This is a genomic window from Shewanella sp. 1180_01 (assembly GCF_052850535.1).
Map to the genome: position 1 here is coordinate 85017 of NZ_VXCT01000010.1, position 15695 is coordinate 100711.

The 15695-nt window shown below is 48.1% G+C and carries 14 protein-coding genes, 1 tRNA gene and 2 pseudogenes; 9 read left to right on the forward strand and 8 right to left on the reverse strand.

The features are described from left to right. Window positions 1–42 precede the first annotated feature (42 nt). Window positions 43–1464, forward strand: coding sequence for an L-seryl-tRNA(Sec) selenium transferase (gene selA, locus FW758_RS08120; protein ID WP_446445127.1), 1422 nt, complete (start codon window positions 43–45; stop codon window positions 1462–1464). Next, window positions 1461–3308, forward strand: a pseudogene (gene selB, locus FW758_RS08125) (selenocysteine-specific translation elongation factor); the annotation flags it as partial. The gene selA and the pseudogene selB, both read left to right, overlap by 4 nt. Window positions 3309–3377: 69 nt before the next feature. Here the strand turns inward: selB and FW758_RS08130 are convergent. Next, window positions 3378–3472 (reverse strand) — tRNA-Sec (locus tag FW758_RS08130). Between the two features lie 141 nt (window positions 3473–3613). Between FW758_RS08130 and fdhD the strand changes: the two genes are divergently transcribed. From fdhD to yedF, 3 genes are all read left to right on the forward strand, one after another. Continuing rightward, window positions 3614–4450: a formate dehydrogenase accessory sulfurtransferase FdhD gene (gene fdhD / locus FW758_RS08135; protein ID WP_446445128.1), complete on the forward strand. Its 837-nt coding sequence runs from the start codon at window positions 3614–3616 to the stop codon at window positions 4448–4450. Window positions 4451–4563: 113 nt separating this feature from the next. Continuing rightward, complete coding sequence (gene yedE, locus FW758_RS08140) at window positions 4564–5778, forward strand: selenium metabolism membrane protein YedE/FdhT (RefSeq protein WP_311990962.1); 1215 nt, start codon at window positions 4564–4566, stop codon at window positions 5776–5778. After that, entirely contained in the window at window positions 5778–6011 is a 234-nt protein-coding gene (gene yedF, locus FW758_RS08145) for a sulfurtransferase-like selenium metabolism protein YedF (protein WP_006084883.1), read from the forward strand. The genes yedE and yedF overlap by 1 nt, the downstream gene beginning before the upstream one ends. Window positions 6012–6150: 139 nt before the next feature. Here yedF and FW758_RS08150 read toward each other — a convergent pair whose 3' ends face one another. Then, window positions 6151–7485, reverse strand: a complete 1335-nt coding sequence (locus tag FW758_RS08150) for a M48 family metallopeptidase (protein WP_106648601.1) — start codon at window positions 7483–7485, stop codon at window positions 6151–6153. A gap of 208 nt (window positions 7486–7693) precedes the next feature. Next, window positions 7694–8329 (reverse strand): hypothetical protein, encoded by a 636-nt coding sequence (locus tag FW758_RS08155; RefSeq protein ID WP_311899425.1) that lies wholly within the window; start codon window positions 8327–8329, stop codon window positions 7694–7696. Between the two features lie 403 nt (window positions 8330–8732). Here FW758_RS08155 and FW758_RS08160 point away from each other — a divergent pair, with 403 nt between their 5' ends. Together FW758_RS08160 and FW758_RS08165 are read left to right on the forward strand one after the other, a co-directional pair. Next, window positions 8733–9371 carry an MliC family protein gene (locus FW758_RS08160; RefSeq protein ID WP_446445129.1) on the forward strand — a complete coding sequence of 213 codons (639 nt, stop codon included), beginning with the start codon at window positions 8733–8735 and terminating at the stop codon, window positions 9369–9371. A gap of 18 nt (window positions 9372–9389) precedes the next feature. Further along, a pseudogene (locus FW758_RS08165) lies at window positions 9390–9832 on the forward strand (VOC family protein). Window positions 9833–9835: 3 nt separating this feature from the next. Here FW758_RS08165 and FW758_RS08170 read toward each other — a convergent pair. Both FW758_RS08170 and FW758_RS08175 read right to left on the reverse strand, forming a co-directional pair. Next, window positions 9836–10831 carry a DUF481 domain-containing protein gene (locus FW758_RS08170; RefSeq protein ID WP_446445130.1) on the reverse strand — a complete coding sequence of 332 codons (996 nt, stop codon included), beginning with the start codon at window positions 10829–10831 and terminating at the stop codon, window positions 9836–9838. A 137-nt stretch (window positions 10832–10968) separates the two neighbouring features. After that, a complete protein-coding gene (locus FW758_RS08175; RefSeq protein ID WP_446445131.1) occupies window positions 10969–11595 on the reverse strand; it encodes a DUF3157 family protein in 627 nt (208 codons plus the stop codon). Between the two features lie 232 nt (window positions 11596–11827). Here FW758_RS08175 and FW758_RS08180 point away from each other — a divergent pair, with 232 nt between their 5' ends. Next, a complete protein-coding gene (locus FW758_RS08180; protein WP_261271977.1) occupies window positions 11828–12220 on the forward strand; it encodes a DUF1090 domain-containing protein in 393 nt (130 codons plus the stop codon). A 36-nt stretch (window positions 12221–12256) separates the two neighbouring features. Here the strand turns inward: FW758_RS08180 and FW758_RS08185 are convergent, their stop codons facing one another. Beyond that, complete coding sequence (locus FW758_RS08185) at window positions 12257–12835, reverse strand: outer membrane protein (RefSeq protein ID WP_446445132.1); 579 nt, start codon at window positions 12833–12835, stop codon at window positions 12257–12259. Between the two features lie 208 nt (window positions 12836–13043). Between FW758_RS08185 and FW758_RS08190 the strand changes: the two genes are divergently transcribed. After that, window positions 13044–14312, forward strand: a complete 1269-nt coding sequence (locus tag FW758_RS08190) for a mechanosensitive ion channel family protein (RefSeq protein WP_106648587.1) — start codon at window positions 13044–13046, stop codon at window positions 14310–14312. Here FW758_RS08190 and FW758_RS08195 read toward each other — a convergent pair. Both FW758_RS08195 and FW758_RS08200 read right to left on the reverse strand, forming a co-directional pair. Continuing rightward, the gene (locus FW758_RS08195) at window positions 14309–14932 is read right to left on the reverse strand and encodes a LysE family translocator (RefSeq protein ID WP_259544538.1); all 624 of its coding nucleotides are present in this window, start codon (window positions 14930–14932) and stop codon (window positions 14309–14311) included. The genes FW758_RS08190 and FW758_RS08195 overlap by 4 nt on opposite strands. Window positions 14933–14959: 27 nt before the next feature. Beyond that, complete coding sequence (locus tag FW758_RS08200; protein WP_011848198.1) at window positions 14960–15523, reverse strand: lysophospholipid acyltransferase family protein; 564 nt, start codon at window positions 15521–15523, stop codon at window positions 14960–14962. Between the last annotated feature and the right edge of the window lie 172 nt (window positions 15524–15695).

Below are 15695 nucleotides of genomic sequence, written 5' to 3' on the forward strand. Positions count from 1 at the left end.
TTTTATCCAACAGATGGCAATAACTTAAACAAGATGACACAGATGATGACCCAAGCACCCGAAACGCCACAAGCCTTGTACCGCGCTTTGCCCTCAATGGACAGCTTACTGGCGGAGCCTAGCTTTGTGGTATTGCAGCAGTCTTACGGCAAAGTGGCAGTAAAGGCGGCGCTGGATAGCCAGTTAAAGGCGGCGCGTAGCTTAATCGGCAGTGAGCGCCGTTTGCCGACATGGTGTGGCGAGCTTGCGCAATTGCACGGATGTTTGGTTGATCAACTGTCTAAAGATTACAGCCACAGCTTAATACCTGTGTGGAATCTTACTGGCACCATACTGCATACCAACCTCGGCCGAGCGCAGCAGTCAGAAGCGGCGATTCGAGCCGTGACTTCTGTTATGCGCTACCCCACACCGCTGGAGTTTGAGCTTGCGGCAGGTGAACGTGGTCACAGGGATAATGCGATCAGTGCTTTAATCCAGCGCTTAACGGGTGCCGAGGCTTGTTGTGTCGTGAATAACAATGCTGCTGCTGTGTTGTTGATGCTGTCAGCTGTGGCTGCGGGGAAAGAAGTCATAGTCTCCCGTGGTGAGTTGGTGGAAATTGGCGGCGCGTTTCGCATCCCTGACATTATGCGCCAAGCAGGCTGCACCTTAGTCGAGGTCGGCAGCACCAATCGGACTCACCTTAAGGATTATGAGCAGGCGATTACTGAAAATACCGCTGCGATAATGAAGGTCCACACCAGTAATTATCATATCAGTGGCTTTACTGCCGCAGTGGAGGAGGCAAGGCTGGGTCAGTTATGCCGTGAGCGTGGCATATCACTCATTTCGGATCTTGGTAGTGGCTCACTGACGGACCTGCGCCGCTTTGGCCTAAAGCAAGAACCTACGCCCCAAGCCATGCTGGCTGATGGGGTCGATTTAGTCAGTTTTTCCGGCGACAAACTATTGGGTGGCCCTCAGTCTGGTTTGATCGTTGGTAAACAGTCGCTGATTAAGCAGTTACAGAGTCATCCACTAAAGCGCGCCCTACGTTGCGATAAGCTGATTTTGGCGGCGTTAGAGGCAACATTGATCCACTATCTTAACCCTGAAACCTTAGACTCTGAGCTGCCCATTATGGCGAAATTTGCCCGTAGCCAAGAGACGTTATGGCAGATTGGTCGTCGCTTACAGCATGCTTTGGCAGCGCACTTTGAACCTTGTTATCGCATTGAATTAGTTGAGTGCCAAACACAGGTCGGCAGTGGCTCGCAGCCCGACACTTTTTTACCCTCAGTGGCGCTGTGTTTTACCGCACTCGATGGCGGTAGTTTAAGTTTGTTAGAACAAAAATTTAAGCAGGCGGCACGCCCTGTCATCGGTCGCATGAGTAACGATCAACTCAGATTAGATTTACGCGGTCTTGATAACGAAGCCGAGTTACTCGCCGAGCTGAGCACATTAGGTGTGCAGTTGTGATCATTGTAACTGCGGGTCATGTCGATCATGGCAAGAGTACGCTTATTCGCGCTTTGACTGGGATGAATACCGATCGTCTGCCGGAGGAGAAACGCCGCGGTATGACGATTGATCTCGGCTATGCGTTTATGCCGCTTAGGGATGGTTCGCGCCTCGCTTTTATTGATGTGCCTGGGCATGAAAAATTTATCAACAACATGCTGGTGGGCGTGAGTCATGCTCGCCATGCCTTACTCGTGCTGGCCTGTGATGATGGCGTTATGCCGCAAACCCGCGAACATCTGCAAATCCTAGCGCTCTTACCACTTCACAGTTTGACTTTAGTACTGACTAAGCGGGATCTGGTTGATAGTGATATGGCTGAGCAGCTTGTCGCCGATGGACTCACTTTGCTGGCCGAGTATGGCATTGAGTCCAGTGGTGTTTTTCAGGTGTCAGCGAGTGAAACTGCTGACTTAGCATCGAATAGTGTGGCCGCACTTAAGGCGCATATTCTTGATTTAGCTGAGCAGGAGTCTAAACGAGCTGAGGATGCCAGCAGTTTTAGGATGACGCTCGATCGCGCCTTTAGTGTGAAGGGCGCAGGTTGTGTGGTTACGGGCACAGTGATCAGCGGCAATGTGTGCGTGGGTGATAGTCTTTTTAGCTCAGGGCAAAAGGCCAAGTTGAGAGTACGAGGCATCCATTGTCAGGGACAAGAAGCCCAAAGGGCCGTCACGGGGACACGTGTCGCACTCAATTTAACTGGTGTTGATAACCATAGGTCGCCCGAACGCGGCGATTGGCTGAGCAGCTTGCCTCAAGCTGAGCTCTGTAGCCGCCCTGTGGTGCATATTCGAGTCTTCGATTTATTAGGTATTGAGCCCTTGGTACATTGGCAAAATGTCCACTGTCACCATGGCGCTGATCATACTTTAGGGCGAGTTTCGCTGTTAAATGAAGCTGATGCAGAAGGTTGTTATCTAGCGGAGTTGGTACTCGAAAAGCCGCTACTTTTATGTCAAGACGACCGCATCGTCCTGCGACACATTGGCGGCAAACAGACTTTAGGTGCAGGGCGAGTGTTAGCACTTAAAGTCCCCAATCGTAAGAAGCGTACGCCTGAACGAGTCGCGAGATTACAGCAATTAGCGCGCTTGGATAATCCTGCCCATGTGGTGGCTTTACTCAGCCAAACTCAGGCGCTAGAACTTGCTGAAATTGCGTGGCGTTGGCAATTAACCGACGAAGGGCTCGCTATGCTCTTAGCCCAAGCGGGTTTAGTCCGTCTTGGCGAGTTTGCCGTGGCCACACGTTTACTTGAGCAAGAAAAACAACAGTTTATTACTTTACTGAGCGAGTTCCATCAACAACATCCCGACCAACTTGGGCTGGGGCGTAATCGCCTGCAACGCATAAGCCACAGCGCTTTGCCTCCCGAATTAGCCAATAAAGTGCTCGATACGCTGTGCCAAGCGGGACGCATGGTATTGCGTGGCGCCCTGTTGCAATTGGCCGAGCACAGAATAGTGCTCGATGCTGAGGCGCAGCATTGTTGGCAGGCACTTGCGCCTTGGCTTGCAGAGCAAACCGCCCCTGTGTGGGTCACCGAAATGGGCGAATACCTTGAGCTGGAACCTGCCAAATTAAGGCTGCTGTGTTTCCAGCTGGTGCAACAGGGGTTTATTACTGCAGTGGTGAAAGACAGGTATTTGCTCAGCGAACAAATCTGTTACTACGCCAGCTTAGTGCGTACTCATATTGCAGAACATGGCAAGCTCGAAACCGCTGAATTTAAAGACTTAATAGGGCTTGGTCGCAAGGTCAGCATTCAGCTGCTTGAGTTTTTTGACAGAAGTGGTTTTACCCGTAGGAAATATCGCAGTAATAGCCGGGAAATTCGCGACGCGGAGCTTTTTTTCTCCCATGAGAATTGGCGGAAGAACATAGGAGTCGAACCTACCCAGGACTGCTGGCAGCCCTACCCGGATTTGAAATCCGGACGCCTCACCGGAGACGACGTTCTTCCAATAGAAGACCTAGGGATAGTAGAAAATGCTTAAAGATGATTCAAGGCGATTCGTATTTAGTTTATGGGTTTGTGATACAAGTCTTAAATTGTCATCAAACTAATTGTTTTTATTTGATTTTATAGTTTTAGAGGGGCGCTATGGAATATCATTCACATGAAGTGGTTACTGAAAGAAACGTGGTCCTGTTAGAGCATGGGCACGCATCTGAGCTGACTGATTACTTAGCCAATGAAGTACGGGTTGCGCTGGTCTATAACGGCATCGCCCATACCGTTATGTTGGCGAGCCCCCAAGATTTAGAAGCCTTTGCCATAGGTTTTACGCTATCTGAACGTATCGTTTCCCATATCAATGACATCAAAGGGATTGAACTCGAATTCACCCGTGAAGGCGTGTTGATCCAAATGGAAATCAACCAACGATGCTTTATGGAACTCAAACAACAAAGGCGCAATATGGCGGGGCGCACGGGTTGTGGACTGTGCGGTGTCGCCCAGCTCGAAGAGGCGGTCAAGCCTGTTATGCGGGTAGACTCAGATGCCAGATTCGACATCAGCCACTTACAGGTAGCACTTGGGCAAATTAAAGATAATCAACAGCATTTTAAGCTGACGGGTGCGACGCATGCGGCTATGGGGCTTAACCATCAAGGACAGATCATCGCCGCCTATGAAGATATAGGCAGGCATATCGCACTCGACAAGTTAATTGGCGCCTTTTCCGCTCACAATGTGGAACGTCCAGTGGCCGTATTGCTCACCAGTCGCGCGAGTTTTGAAATGGTGCAAAAGGCCGCCAGTGCCAATATCCAAATTCTGTTTGCTATGTCCGCCGTGACTTCACTGGCGTTGGAATTAGCAGAGAAAAGCAATATCACGCTTATCGGTTTTTGCCGCAATGGCAGGGCAACGCTTTACACCCACGGTTATCGACTGTTGGGACAGCACTGCGCTAGCTTAGCCAAAGCCATTTAAGCGTGAGGCCACTTAAGATTGGCGTTGTATATAACGACCTCAATCGCTGTGGCATAAAGGTTATAAGCGCATTGTGCTTATTTTTTTATAGTCTCGTTCATTAGGGTAATGACATGACATGGCAACAATTTAAACAAGAATACTTAGTTCGTTTTTGGGCTCCTATGCCAGCTGTGATCGCTGCGGGTATCCTTTCTACTTACTATTTTGGTCTGACTGGCACCTTCTGGGCGGTGACGGGGGAGTTTACCCGTTGGGGCGGACATTTGATGCAGTTTTTAGGTGCAGAGCCTGAAACCTGGGGTTATTTCAAAGTGATAGGTTTACAGGGATCTCCTCTAGATCGTATCGACGGCATGATGATTATCGGTATGTTTGGTGGCTGTATTGCGGCGGCACTCTGGGCCAATAACGTCAAACTGCGTATGCCACAGAGCCGTATCCGTATTGCTCAGGCACTGATCGGCGGCATTATTGCTGGCTTTGGTGCCCGTTTGGCTATGGGTTGTAACCTTGCTGCCTTCTTCACGGGTATTCCGCAGTTCTCTTTGCATGCTTGGTTTTTTGCTTTGGCGACTGCCGCGGGCTCTTACTTTGGCGCAAGGTTTACCTTACTGCCTATGTTCCGTATTCCGGTAAAGCTGAAGAAGGTGAATAAAGCGACTTCGATTAAGCAGGATGAAAATCAGGCTCGACGTCGTTTCCGCATCGGTATGTTAGTGTTTGTCGGCATCGTCGGTTGGGGCTTATTGACTATGTTCAATGCGCCGAAACTCGGTATAGCAATGCTTTGCGGAGTCGGATTCGGTCTGTTAATTGAACGGGCACAAATCTGCTTTACCTCAGCGTTCCGCGATATGTGGATCACTGGCCGTACTCACATGGCGAAGGCCATTATCTTAGGTATGGCGGTCAGTGCGATAGGCATTTACAGCTATGTGCAACTGGGTGTGCCACCTAAAATTATGTGGGCGGGTCCAAATGCGGTGATCGGCGGCTTACTGTTTGGTTTTGGTATTGTGCTGGCTGGTGGTTGTGAAACGGGCTGGATGTACCGTGCAGTTGAAGGCCAAGTGCATTTCTGGTGGGTCGGTTTAGGCAACGTGTTAGGTTCGACTTTACTGGCGTATTACTGGGATGACTTAGCTCAACCTTTAGCGACCAACTGGGACAAAGTGAATTTATTAACCAGCTTTGGTGATCGAGGCGGTTTATTGCTGACCTATGTGCTGCTGGGACTTTCCTTTGGCGCTATGTTGTTATGGGAAAAACGTTTCTTTGCTCGCAAGGCGAAGCGTGATGAACAATTGCTAGCGGAGGCGGCGTAATGAATCAATATGTTCCAGATTATCAACTCGATATGGTGGGGGAACCTTGCCCTTATCCTGCTGTGGCCACCCTTGAAGCTATGCCTAAGTTAAAGCCCGGTGAAATTCTCGAGGTGATCAGTGACTGTCCGCAGTCCATCAATAATATTCCTCTCGATGCTAAAAATCATGGCTATAAAGTGTTAGAAATTGAGCAGAATGGACCAACGATTCGTTATCTGATCCAGCGTTAGTGACTGATTTTCACTGAGGCGTAAAACTGAAAAAGGCACAAACATAAGTTTGTGCCTTTTTACTATTTCCTTTGGAAATACAATTAACTTCCTTTGGAAAAGTTTCCTGTAGTCGATATCTAACCGAGTTAACTCAGGCTTAGCCTTGGCAATCTATTGGCAGATATTCGTCGGGAATGTCGCTACTGCTGCATACCCAAGTGATATTGCTTTGCTCATCAACTTGTGGCGATAGATAGACTTCGTAGCCTTGATAATCACCGAGGGCTTCGCCTCCGACAAAGCCGACTATGCCATCTGTGTACAAATTAAATGTCGCAATCTGCTCGTCCGTCAGCTTTAGGGCATCTAATTCAGTTGGCCATGCTTGGTTGGTTTGATAATAGCCAACTAAGATGTCGGTGATCGGCGTTAATGCTTGGTGCTGCTGATCGATACTGGCAATGGCGAGTGTTGCGTCAGGCACAGTCATGGCTGCTGGTGTCGCTTCGGTTGCGGCCGGGGCTTCATAACTCGTGGCTGCACTCATCTTTTCTTGATATTGCTTGTACGCTGGCAACGCAACTGCGGCGGCAACACCAATAATCGCAGCAAAAATAATGAGTCCACCGCCAGCCGTGCCCATGCGTGGCATAAAGAGGCTAAATACAAATGCCCATGCACTGCGTGATGGCGGCGTGTATTCAGTTCCTTGTGCTTTGGCGTCGACTCTTGCCATACGCTTAGTCAGCCAAGGATAGCTGCCGTTAAGCTCGTGCAGTGACATCCAAAAACCACTCGATTCGCGAGCTTGGCGGATATATTGATCCACATTCATACGTTTCCATTGTTCTACGCCAGCGGCTAATACGGCGACGGCATTGGTGGCAGAACGTAAGCTGTTGCAGCAGCGTAACCCGTGGAGATCGCAGGTATATTCACAGGCGCGAGAATAAGCCGCGCCCACTAAAGGCAACCAAGTGGCGAAGACTAAAAAGGGCGCTTTGCCAATATGATTGCGGCGAATATGGCCTAATTCGTGGCCGATATAGAAGTTAAGTGCATCTTTATCGGACTCAAGCGCATCCACAATCGATGAAAACAACACGATATAGTTACGGCCGAGGAAGCGGGTTGCCAGCGCGTTTAGCATGCCATCGGCGGCCAACAAGTAAGCCCGTGGTGGCTCTTTCATTTCTAAACGATCGCAGCATGCTAAATATTGTTTATGTAATTCAGGGAATTGCTCTGCATTGATTTCGACAGCCGTACCTTTTAGGTAGCTGATAAAAGCGGAGTGGCTGAAAAGATAAATAATGAAAAACATCAACACATAGAGCAGGGCCATGCCCAAAGTACCTATGATCAATGCTGCCCAGACGATCCCTGAGATAATCGCTAACAGAGTGAACAGCGATTTTTCCTTCGAATAGACAATATCTGTCATTTGGATGGGATTATCTTTCCCTGCGGTTGGGGTAATAACTTGTTCCATGTTGATCCTTTTCCTAGTGAAGTGACAAGCGGCGTGAAAATAGTCAATTTCGCTCGAAAATTCAACCACTATCACGCGTAATGCCAAAATTAACCGTTTTGTAATTCGGTTAAATCAGCATTAAGCGCAACTGGGGTAGGAAGCTTGTGTCAGGATCTTGCGGCTTTTAGCCTGTTGGCAAATCCCGATGGCTGTTTTCCAAAGGCGGTTAAGGTGCCTTTATCGCCGTGCCCGCCTTAATGGCTGCTTGAGCGAGGCTGACAATTTGCTTCTCTGCGGTATTGGAAAGGCTTTCATGAACTTTGCTTAGCTCATCCATTTGTTGACTAAGCATATCCATTGATGTGCTCAGGTTGTCGATCTCCATCTGTATCTGAGGATCTTCTCTATCGGCCGCAATATTGAGTAGAAGTTGCTGAGTTTGGCTGTTGATCGCGTCTCCTTTTTGCTGCATCTGTTCGCCTAACACTTTCATTTTCTCACCCTGTTGCTGCATTGGCATGATGGCGGTTTTGATTTGCGCCACTATGGCGGGATCTGTGATGACATAAGGCGTGCCTGCTTTTTTCACCCATAGGTAATCGGTATGATAAGGATTACCTTGGCGCTCCAGCTGTTCCCAATCGTCACTGTGGCCAGCACCGATAGTCATCTCGCCATCCTGTTTAACATAAATCCATGAAAAATCTGGCTGACTTTGGCTGAGCACTGATTGGCTGAAGACTGATATACCTCCATCGGCACTGTTGCTCGTTGCTTGGCCCTTTGTTTGAGTCGCCCAAATGGCGGTTGGGATCAGAGCGAGAATAAACAGACCGCCCATAAGTTGAGTGCGCGTATTCATAGTGTTTCCTTGTATGGCTGTGTGGATCGGCGGGTTATGCCAGAGTCGCGTTAGTCTGCCACAGCAGAATCTGTGCCATAAAATTTTAATCTTAATTATCAATGTAATAATTGTTTAAGTGTCCGCGCACTGTTGCCGAGAAGGCGTAAGAGTGTCCGCTAATGTGTCCGTTCAGGCTGGTGGACACGGGTGGCTAAGTCGACGTATTTCTTTCGCCGAGTTTGATTGTTAGCACTAGAATGAAGTGCTCGTGAGAGTTGAGATAAAGGTGAATTTAATCACGATTTGTACACTATTTTGAGTGCAATTTAAGGCATGACTCTTTGAGTCAGGTTAGGTTAAGCCGATCTAGGGTTAGCTATGGCAAGCGTTGAAGTAAACCACAGAATATAAAGGAATTGAGATGGTAAAGTTAATCAATAAGATGTTGAATAATCGACTGGGCTTCACTCGGTATTGCGTCGCCGTTGTGATGGTGAGTTCGTTAAGTACAGGCGCCATGGCGGCCGATGCGCCGTCCTTTGACTGCGCAAAAGTCAATGCGGGCAGTATCGAAGCTATGGTTTGTAAGGATGCGGGACTGAGCCAACTCGATAATCAGTTAGCTGAGGTTTACAGCCAAGCGCTTGAAAAAGCAAAAAATGAACAGCCACCGACTTTAAAAGCGATGCAGCGTGGTTGGGTGAAAGGCCGTAATGAGTGCTGGAAGAGCGAGGATAAACACGCGTGTATTGAAGCTAGCTATCAAACCCGTATTGCCGAACTGCAGGCGCAATACCGTTTAGTCGATATGACCGGCCCAGTGTTTTATGCCTGTGACGGCAATCCTGCTAATGAGGTCGTGGTGACTTATTTTAAAACCGAACCTGCTACCTTGATTGCTGAACACGGTGATAGTACTTCATTGATGTTTGTACAACCCAGCGGCAGTGGTGCTAAGTATCAAGGCCGCAATGAAAGTCTTTGGGAACATCAAGGCGAAGCAAAAGTGGTTTGGGGCTACGAAGCGCCAGAAATGACCTGTAAACTGGTGACCAAATAGCGTTAATTGAAGGTCGCCATGAAACAAGCTCTTGTGCATATCGCCTTGGTCGTAAGAGATTACGACGAGGCAATTGATTTTTATGTGAATAAATTGAAATTCGAACTGGTTGAAGACACTTATCAAGCCGAGCAAGATAAGCGCTGGGTCGTCGTTGCCCCGCCGGGTTCTAAGGGCGCGTCTATTTTGTTAGCGCGGGCTTCTAAGCCAGAGCAGTTTGATTTTATTGGTAATCAGGCGGGTGGGCGGGTGTTCTTATTCTTGAATACCGATGATTTTTGGCGTGATTATCGCCGTATGGTCGCCGTATGGTCGCCGATGGGGTCGAGTTTGTGCGCGAGCCGCAAGAACAAGACTACGGCACAGTCGCCGTGTTTAAAGATCTCTACGGCAATTTATGGGATTTACTGCAATTGAATGATGGGCATCCTATGGCGCACAGGTTAGCGTATCAGGAGTGAGGATTAGAAGTTTACCCCTAATCCTAAGGTGTAACTGGTATCTCTGGTATTACCTATCACTGTTTGAGTGTCGTTGAAGTCATATTTAAATGACAAATAAATCCGCTGAGTGAGCAGATATTTAAGTCCAACGGTCGAGTTTGAGATGTAATCAATCGCTGGTATATCTGGGAAAGCAATTTGCAGATCGGCGTAGGACTCTAAAATGCCATCAAACCAATACTGTTTATAGTTCAGTGAGGCTGCCCAAGCATTTAGTTCTAGTTTAAAGGAATGTTGTTCAAGCCAAAAATGGTTGTAGGTTACGACGAAGTCTAATTTATCGCGGCCCGCACCCCAAAAACGATAACCTGGGCCGAGTGCGGCATAGTAGCTATGGGTATCTGTGCCGAGTTTGTCCTCTTGATAAAAATCTTCCTGACGTAACAGCCAATGCTCATTGATTAGATAGTCTAAGGAGTAGTGTCCTTCGAGGGTATTGCGCTTAGTTAAATCATCTTCGGTTTCGTAGCGTACTTCGGTCTTAATAGTGTGTCGCCATTGCAAGGTTTCGGCTGTGATATCCCCTTTGACATGCAGCTTCTGGCTATTTTTCTTGTTTTTAGTGACATCGAGTGAGGTTTCTACGCTGCCGTTATAATTCCAAGCTGAGTCCGCATAGTGTTGGGAAAATCTCAGCTCATCCACTGGGGTTTGTTTGTGATTAATCAATACCATTCCATGTTGTTCAGAAGCCTGAATACTGATGTTCTGTATTGAGCGGCCGACACTCCAAGGTTTAGGCGTTGAGAATTCAAAACTGAGAATAGCACTGCGCTGAATGGCAATCTTAGGGGCATAGCTGGTTTTGATGATTAAATCTTGATCGTTGAATTCTTTGATTTCACCACTAATTTTATCGCCATTGAGCAAGAAAACCGTATCGGCTAAGCACAAGGGGCTGAGACTAGAGAGCGTAGCAGCAAGGTACAATGCTGGATTGGATATCAGATTATGCATCTTGCTTGTGAGCTCAAAATAAGGGCGTTAGTGTGTGGTTATTCTACCTGAACTCTAGCACTACAAAGCAATAACATTCGCTAAAAGTACTGATAAGGGATTGAAAACGGGTTCGCAATCCCTTACTTCCTTGCCAGTTAGCGTGAGTTAATTTCGGTGATTTTGAGGTTAATGAGCTGCTTCTGCCATTGGGCTTTATCTATGCCTTCGACCCAAATGACGCTGCTTTTGCGCTGTTCGCCTTTGCGTAGGTAGGTCTCAGGCATGCGGAAAATGGCTTCCCACACTTCGAGTTTTTCGGTTTTTAATAAAGAACCATTATCGGCGAAGAAGCTGGCTTCCACTTCGACTAAGGTCACGTGCTCATTGCTGGTGCTAGCAAGGTCGAAACTGAGTCCAAGTTTATCGCCTTTCCATTGTCCGCCGGTAAAGCTGACTTTGATGCCGTCTTTACCGGTTGAGCCTAGTAGCTCAGGTTGGGCAATTGCGGTGGCAGTCAAGGTGGTGACAGGTTCAGCCACAGTTTGAGTGGCGAGTGCAACACTTGGGACGCTGGCAACATTGCTTGAGGTGCTCACTGCCGTTGCTGCTAAGACATTGGGCGCAGCTTTGGTTTCTGTGACCACATATTCCCAGGTAAAGTCGTCTTTGAGTCTGACTTGGGCGCCATTTTCTAGGGTGATTTGAGCTACGTCGGCGGCCATAACCGATGATGTTAGCAATAACAATGAGCTAAGTGCGCTAAGGCGTAATGAAGTTTGCATTAATTTTCTGGCTCCGATATCCGTCTGAGTCAATATTCTGCCCTAACATAAACAATTTGCCGCATATTAGTCACTGTCTAAGTCGTGTTTTGACGAATAAAGTGGATTTAGCTGGAAGATACTGACTCGAATACAGATTGAGTTCACTGAGTGTGGCACTATATTGATAGCGCGGTGACAGGACACAGTCAGATAGCGACATTATCAATCAATTTAGCGAGAGGAGATTAAGATGCAGATTAAACATGGAATTTATGGCGTCGTTATTGGCTTGGTATTGAGCGCAGCGGCATGGGCCGATGAAGCCCCTAAAGTCGGCTGCGCGGCGAAATTAGAGGCCATCAGTGCCGAACTTGCCCAAGCCAAAGCAGCAGGTAATCAACATAAAGTCGACGGGCTCGAAAAGGCCTATTACGAAGTCTCAACCCATTGTGATGACGACAGCTTATATGCCGAGCGCGCCGCCAAAGTTGCGGCCTTAGAAGAAAAACTGACTGAGCGTCAAAATGAGTTGGCCAAAGCCATAGAAGAAGGTCGTTCTATGGATAAAATCAACAAGAAACGCAATAAGGTCGCCGAAGTGGAATTGGAGCTTGCTAAGGCGCGAGCCGAGCTAACGCAATAAATCGCTCAAGCTCAGTCGTTTGGATATGCATTAGGCTTAGCCCGCGTAACCTATGCTCAAAACTGTGGATTCTGTGCTGGAGTTGTAGCCCGCGCTCAGGATGAAATGTTCGGTAATGCGGTATCTAAGCCCAGCTTCTGCGCCCCAGTGGGTGGTTTTATCTTCTTCCCATGTGGGTTTGCCATCGACAATTTTGGGTGAAATATTGTTAGTGTAAGACACTGTACTGATATAGCCGCTGCCGCCCGCATAAATGCTTAAGTCGGCAGTGAGGCTGTAGCTTAACCCTAAGCGAAAGAGGCTTTCTTGGCGGAAGGACTGCGCGGGTTCGGGTACGATAATGTCGGTTTCACGGCTGCGGGCATAGCCTAGGTAATATCCCCATTGCTGGTAATTATTATCGAAATGATAGGGTGCGAGTGTAATACCGTAGAGATTGTCTGCAGCGGGCACGTAATCCAGCATGAGGGCGATATAAGGCGCATTGGCGGTTTTCTCTGATTTATCTGGCATCACCAATGGCTTAGAAGTGCTATATTCGGCCGCTTGAAGCGGTTGGTATAGGCTCAATAGTCCAAAGCTAAGACAAGCGACCTTAGATGAATAACGACACATAGAATGGTTTCCTTAGAGATAGGGGAAATATTGTTCATTTTCCTTTGTGCTTGGTCAATTCAAAATGCTAAAATCTCTTTTAAAATAAGTGTTTGTAAATTTATTGTGTTTGGGCATGAGTATTTTCTAGGGTGACATTAACCGAGGTCAACTCGGCGGTTACCTTTGTATGGGTTTGTTGCGCTAGCGCCTACGTTGGAGTGGAATTGTGGATCAGGAAATAAGGCTCGAAATTTCGGCATGGTTAGCGGGCTTTGGGATTGATAGCCAACCCTCGGACGGCATATCAACCAGCATAATGATCATTGCCTGCTTACTGCTGGCGGGTATCGCTTATCTCATTGTTCGACGTGTAGTCATACGCGCTGTCAACATGGTGATCCTCCGCTCCAAAGTCACTTGGGACGATGTGTTTATGCGTTACAAAGTGCTCGAAAAGCTGGCCATGCTAGTGCCTGCAATCGTGCTCAATCTATTAGTGCCTATCGCCTTAACCGAACATCAAATCTTAAGTAATTTAATCGACCGGTTGCTGAGTATTTGGCTGGTGGTGCTGATGATCCGCGCTATTTATGCGGGTTTAGATGCGGTCGATGAAATTTCAGATGTGAATCTGGTGAGTCGGCGTTTACCCGTTAAAAGCTTTGTGCAGTTAACTAAGCTGTTTTTATTCTTTGTCGGTATTATCGTTTCTATCTCCATCTTGGCCGATCAGTCCCCTGTGTACTTCCTCAGCGGCTTAGGTGTGGCGACGGGTTTTGTGATGTTAGTGTTCCGCGACACTATTTTAGGTTTTGTGGCGGGCATTCAGTTAGCGGCTAACCGCATGGTGAGCAAGGGCGACTGGATCCAGATGGACAAATATGGCGCCGACGGTGCGGTAGAAGAAGTCTCGCTGACCACAGTTAAAGTGCGTAACTGGGACAAAACCATCACTATGATCCCCGCCTATGCCTTAGTGTCGGATGCGTTTCGCAACTGGCGTGGTATGTCTGAATCGGGTGGGCGAAGGATCAAACGCGCTGTTAATATCGACATTAACAGCATTAAGTTTTTGAGTGAGGAAGAGCACGAACGTCTCAGTAAGATCAATTGCTTAAAAGAATATTTCCCTGCCAAAATTAACGAAATCCGCGAGGCGAATGCCAGAGTGTCTGACCTCGACATGAAAGTGAATGGTCGCCATTTGACTAACGTCGGCACCTTCCGCGCTTACCTGCAGGAATACCTACAGCGTCACGATAAAGTGCACAAGGACATGACCCTAATGGTGCGTCAGCTCGCACCAACCACAGAGGGTCTACCGATCGAGATTTATATCTTCACTAACGATACTCGCTGGGCATTTTATGAAGCGATACAAGCGGATATCTTCGACCATGTTTTTGCAATATTGCCTGAGTTTGGTCTGCAGGCTTTCCAAGCGCCAACGGGTAACGATATTCGCAGCTTGAAATCGGTAAAGGTCGAGGGTTAGTCTCGACTGATCAGAATCGCGGCTAAGGTAAGAAAGACACCGCCGCTGCTTCTGTCAAACCAATGCAGCTTGTTGCTCGCCTTTAGGCTGGGCGCAAGCACATTGGCCATGCTGGCGTAAATCATCACAAAGCTAAAATCCACTATTGCCCAAGTGGCTGCCAGTATCATAAGTTGCGGTAATTGCGGCGCGGCAAGATCGATAAATTGCGGAAACAGCGCGGCAAAAAACAGTAAATCCTTGGGATTACTGATCCCCACTAGAAACGCCTGCTGATAAAGTTGTCTTGGCGTGCCTTTGCCTTTTGATTGGCCGATCTCAAGGGGTTGAACTTGGTTCTTAGTCAACAACAACTTGATGCCTAAAAACACTAAATAGGCTGCGCCACACCATTTTAGCAAGGTAAAACCGTATTCTGAGGTGCTGATAATGGCGCCTAATCCCGCCGCTGACGCCATCATCAAGACTAAAGCGGCACTCACACTGCCAAGGCCTGTGGCTATGCTGCGCATCTTGCCGAAATGGATCCCGTGGGACATAGACAACATAGCGATGGGGCCGGGTGAGATCCCAATCAATACAATGGCCAAGAGATAGAGTAACCAAGTTTCGGGTTGCATGTGTGCCGCTCCAAATAGGGGGAAAGATTAATGTTTCGCACTCGCCACAAAATCAGGGATCACCTTAGGATGACGGCCTTTAATGGTGCGATAGAAGCTCAAAATCTCGTGCATGTCGGTCGCGATATCACCACTGGGTTGCAGTGGCGTGCGGATAACGACAGTGCGGCGGCTAAAGTCTAAGCCAACGGGAGTGATAGGCACGTGAGCCTTGCAGGCTATATGGTAGAAGCCGCATTTCCAGCGTGTTACTGGGCTGCGGGTGCCTTCGGGCGCCAACGCTAGCTTATAATCGGTTTTCGACTCAAACAGCTGCACAGCAGCATCGACTAAGTTATTGTTTTTGCGCCTATCCACCGGGCTGCCGCCAATCGCGCGGAAGAACCAGCCCCAAGGCGGGATAAAGAGTTGGTGTTTACCGAGAAAGTGAATTCGAGTGCCAAGCGCCCCACGGGCTAAGATACCCACGATGAAGTCCCAGTTACTGGTATGCGGCGCGACTATGATGATGTATTTAGCGCAGTCGGGCAGTTGGCCTTCTATCTGCCAGCCTGAAAGCTTAAGTAGCCAACGGCAAAGTGGTGTAAACATAGTTCGGTGCCCAGAGTCGAAAAATTAATAATATCATCAGCTTTTTTAGATTTTAAATTGGCTTAAGCAAGATAGTCTGTGCTGAATTCGCGATATACCCAAACAACCTCAAGATGCAGGATTCAGCGGCTGATGTTCATAGTAAGGTAACGCATTTTAGACAAGACTATTC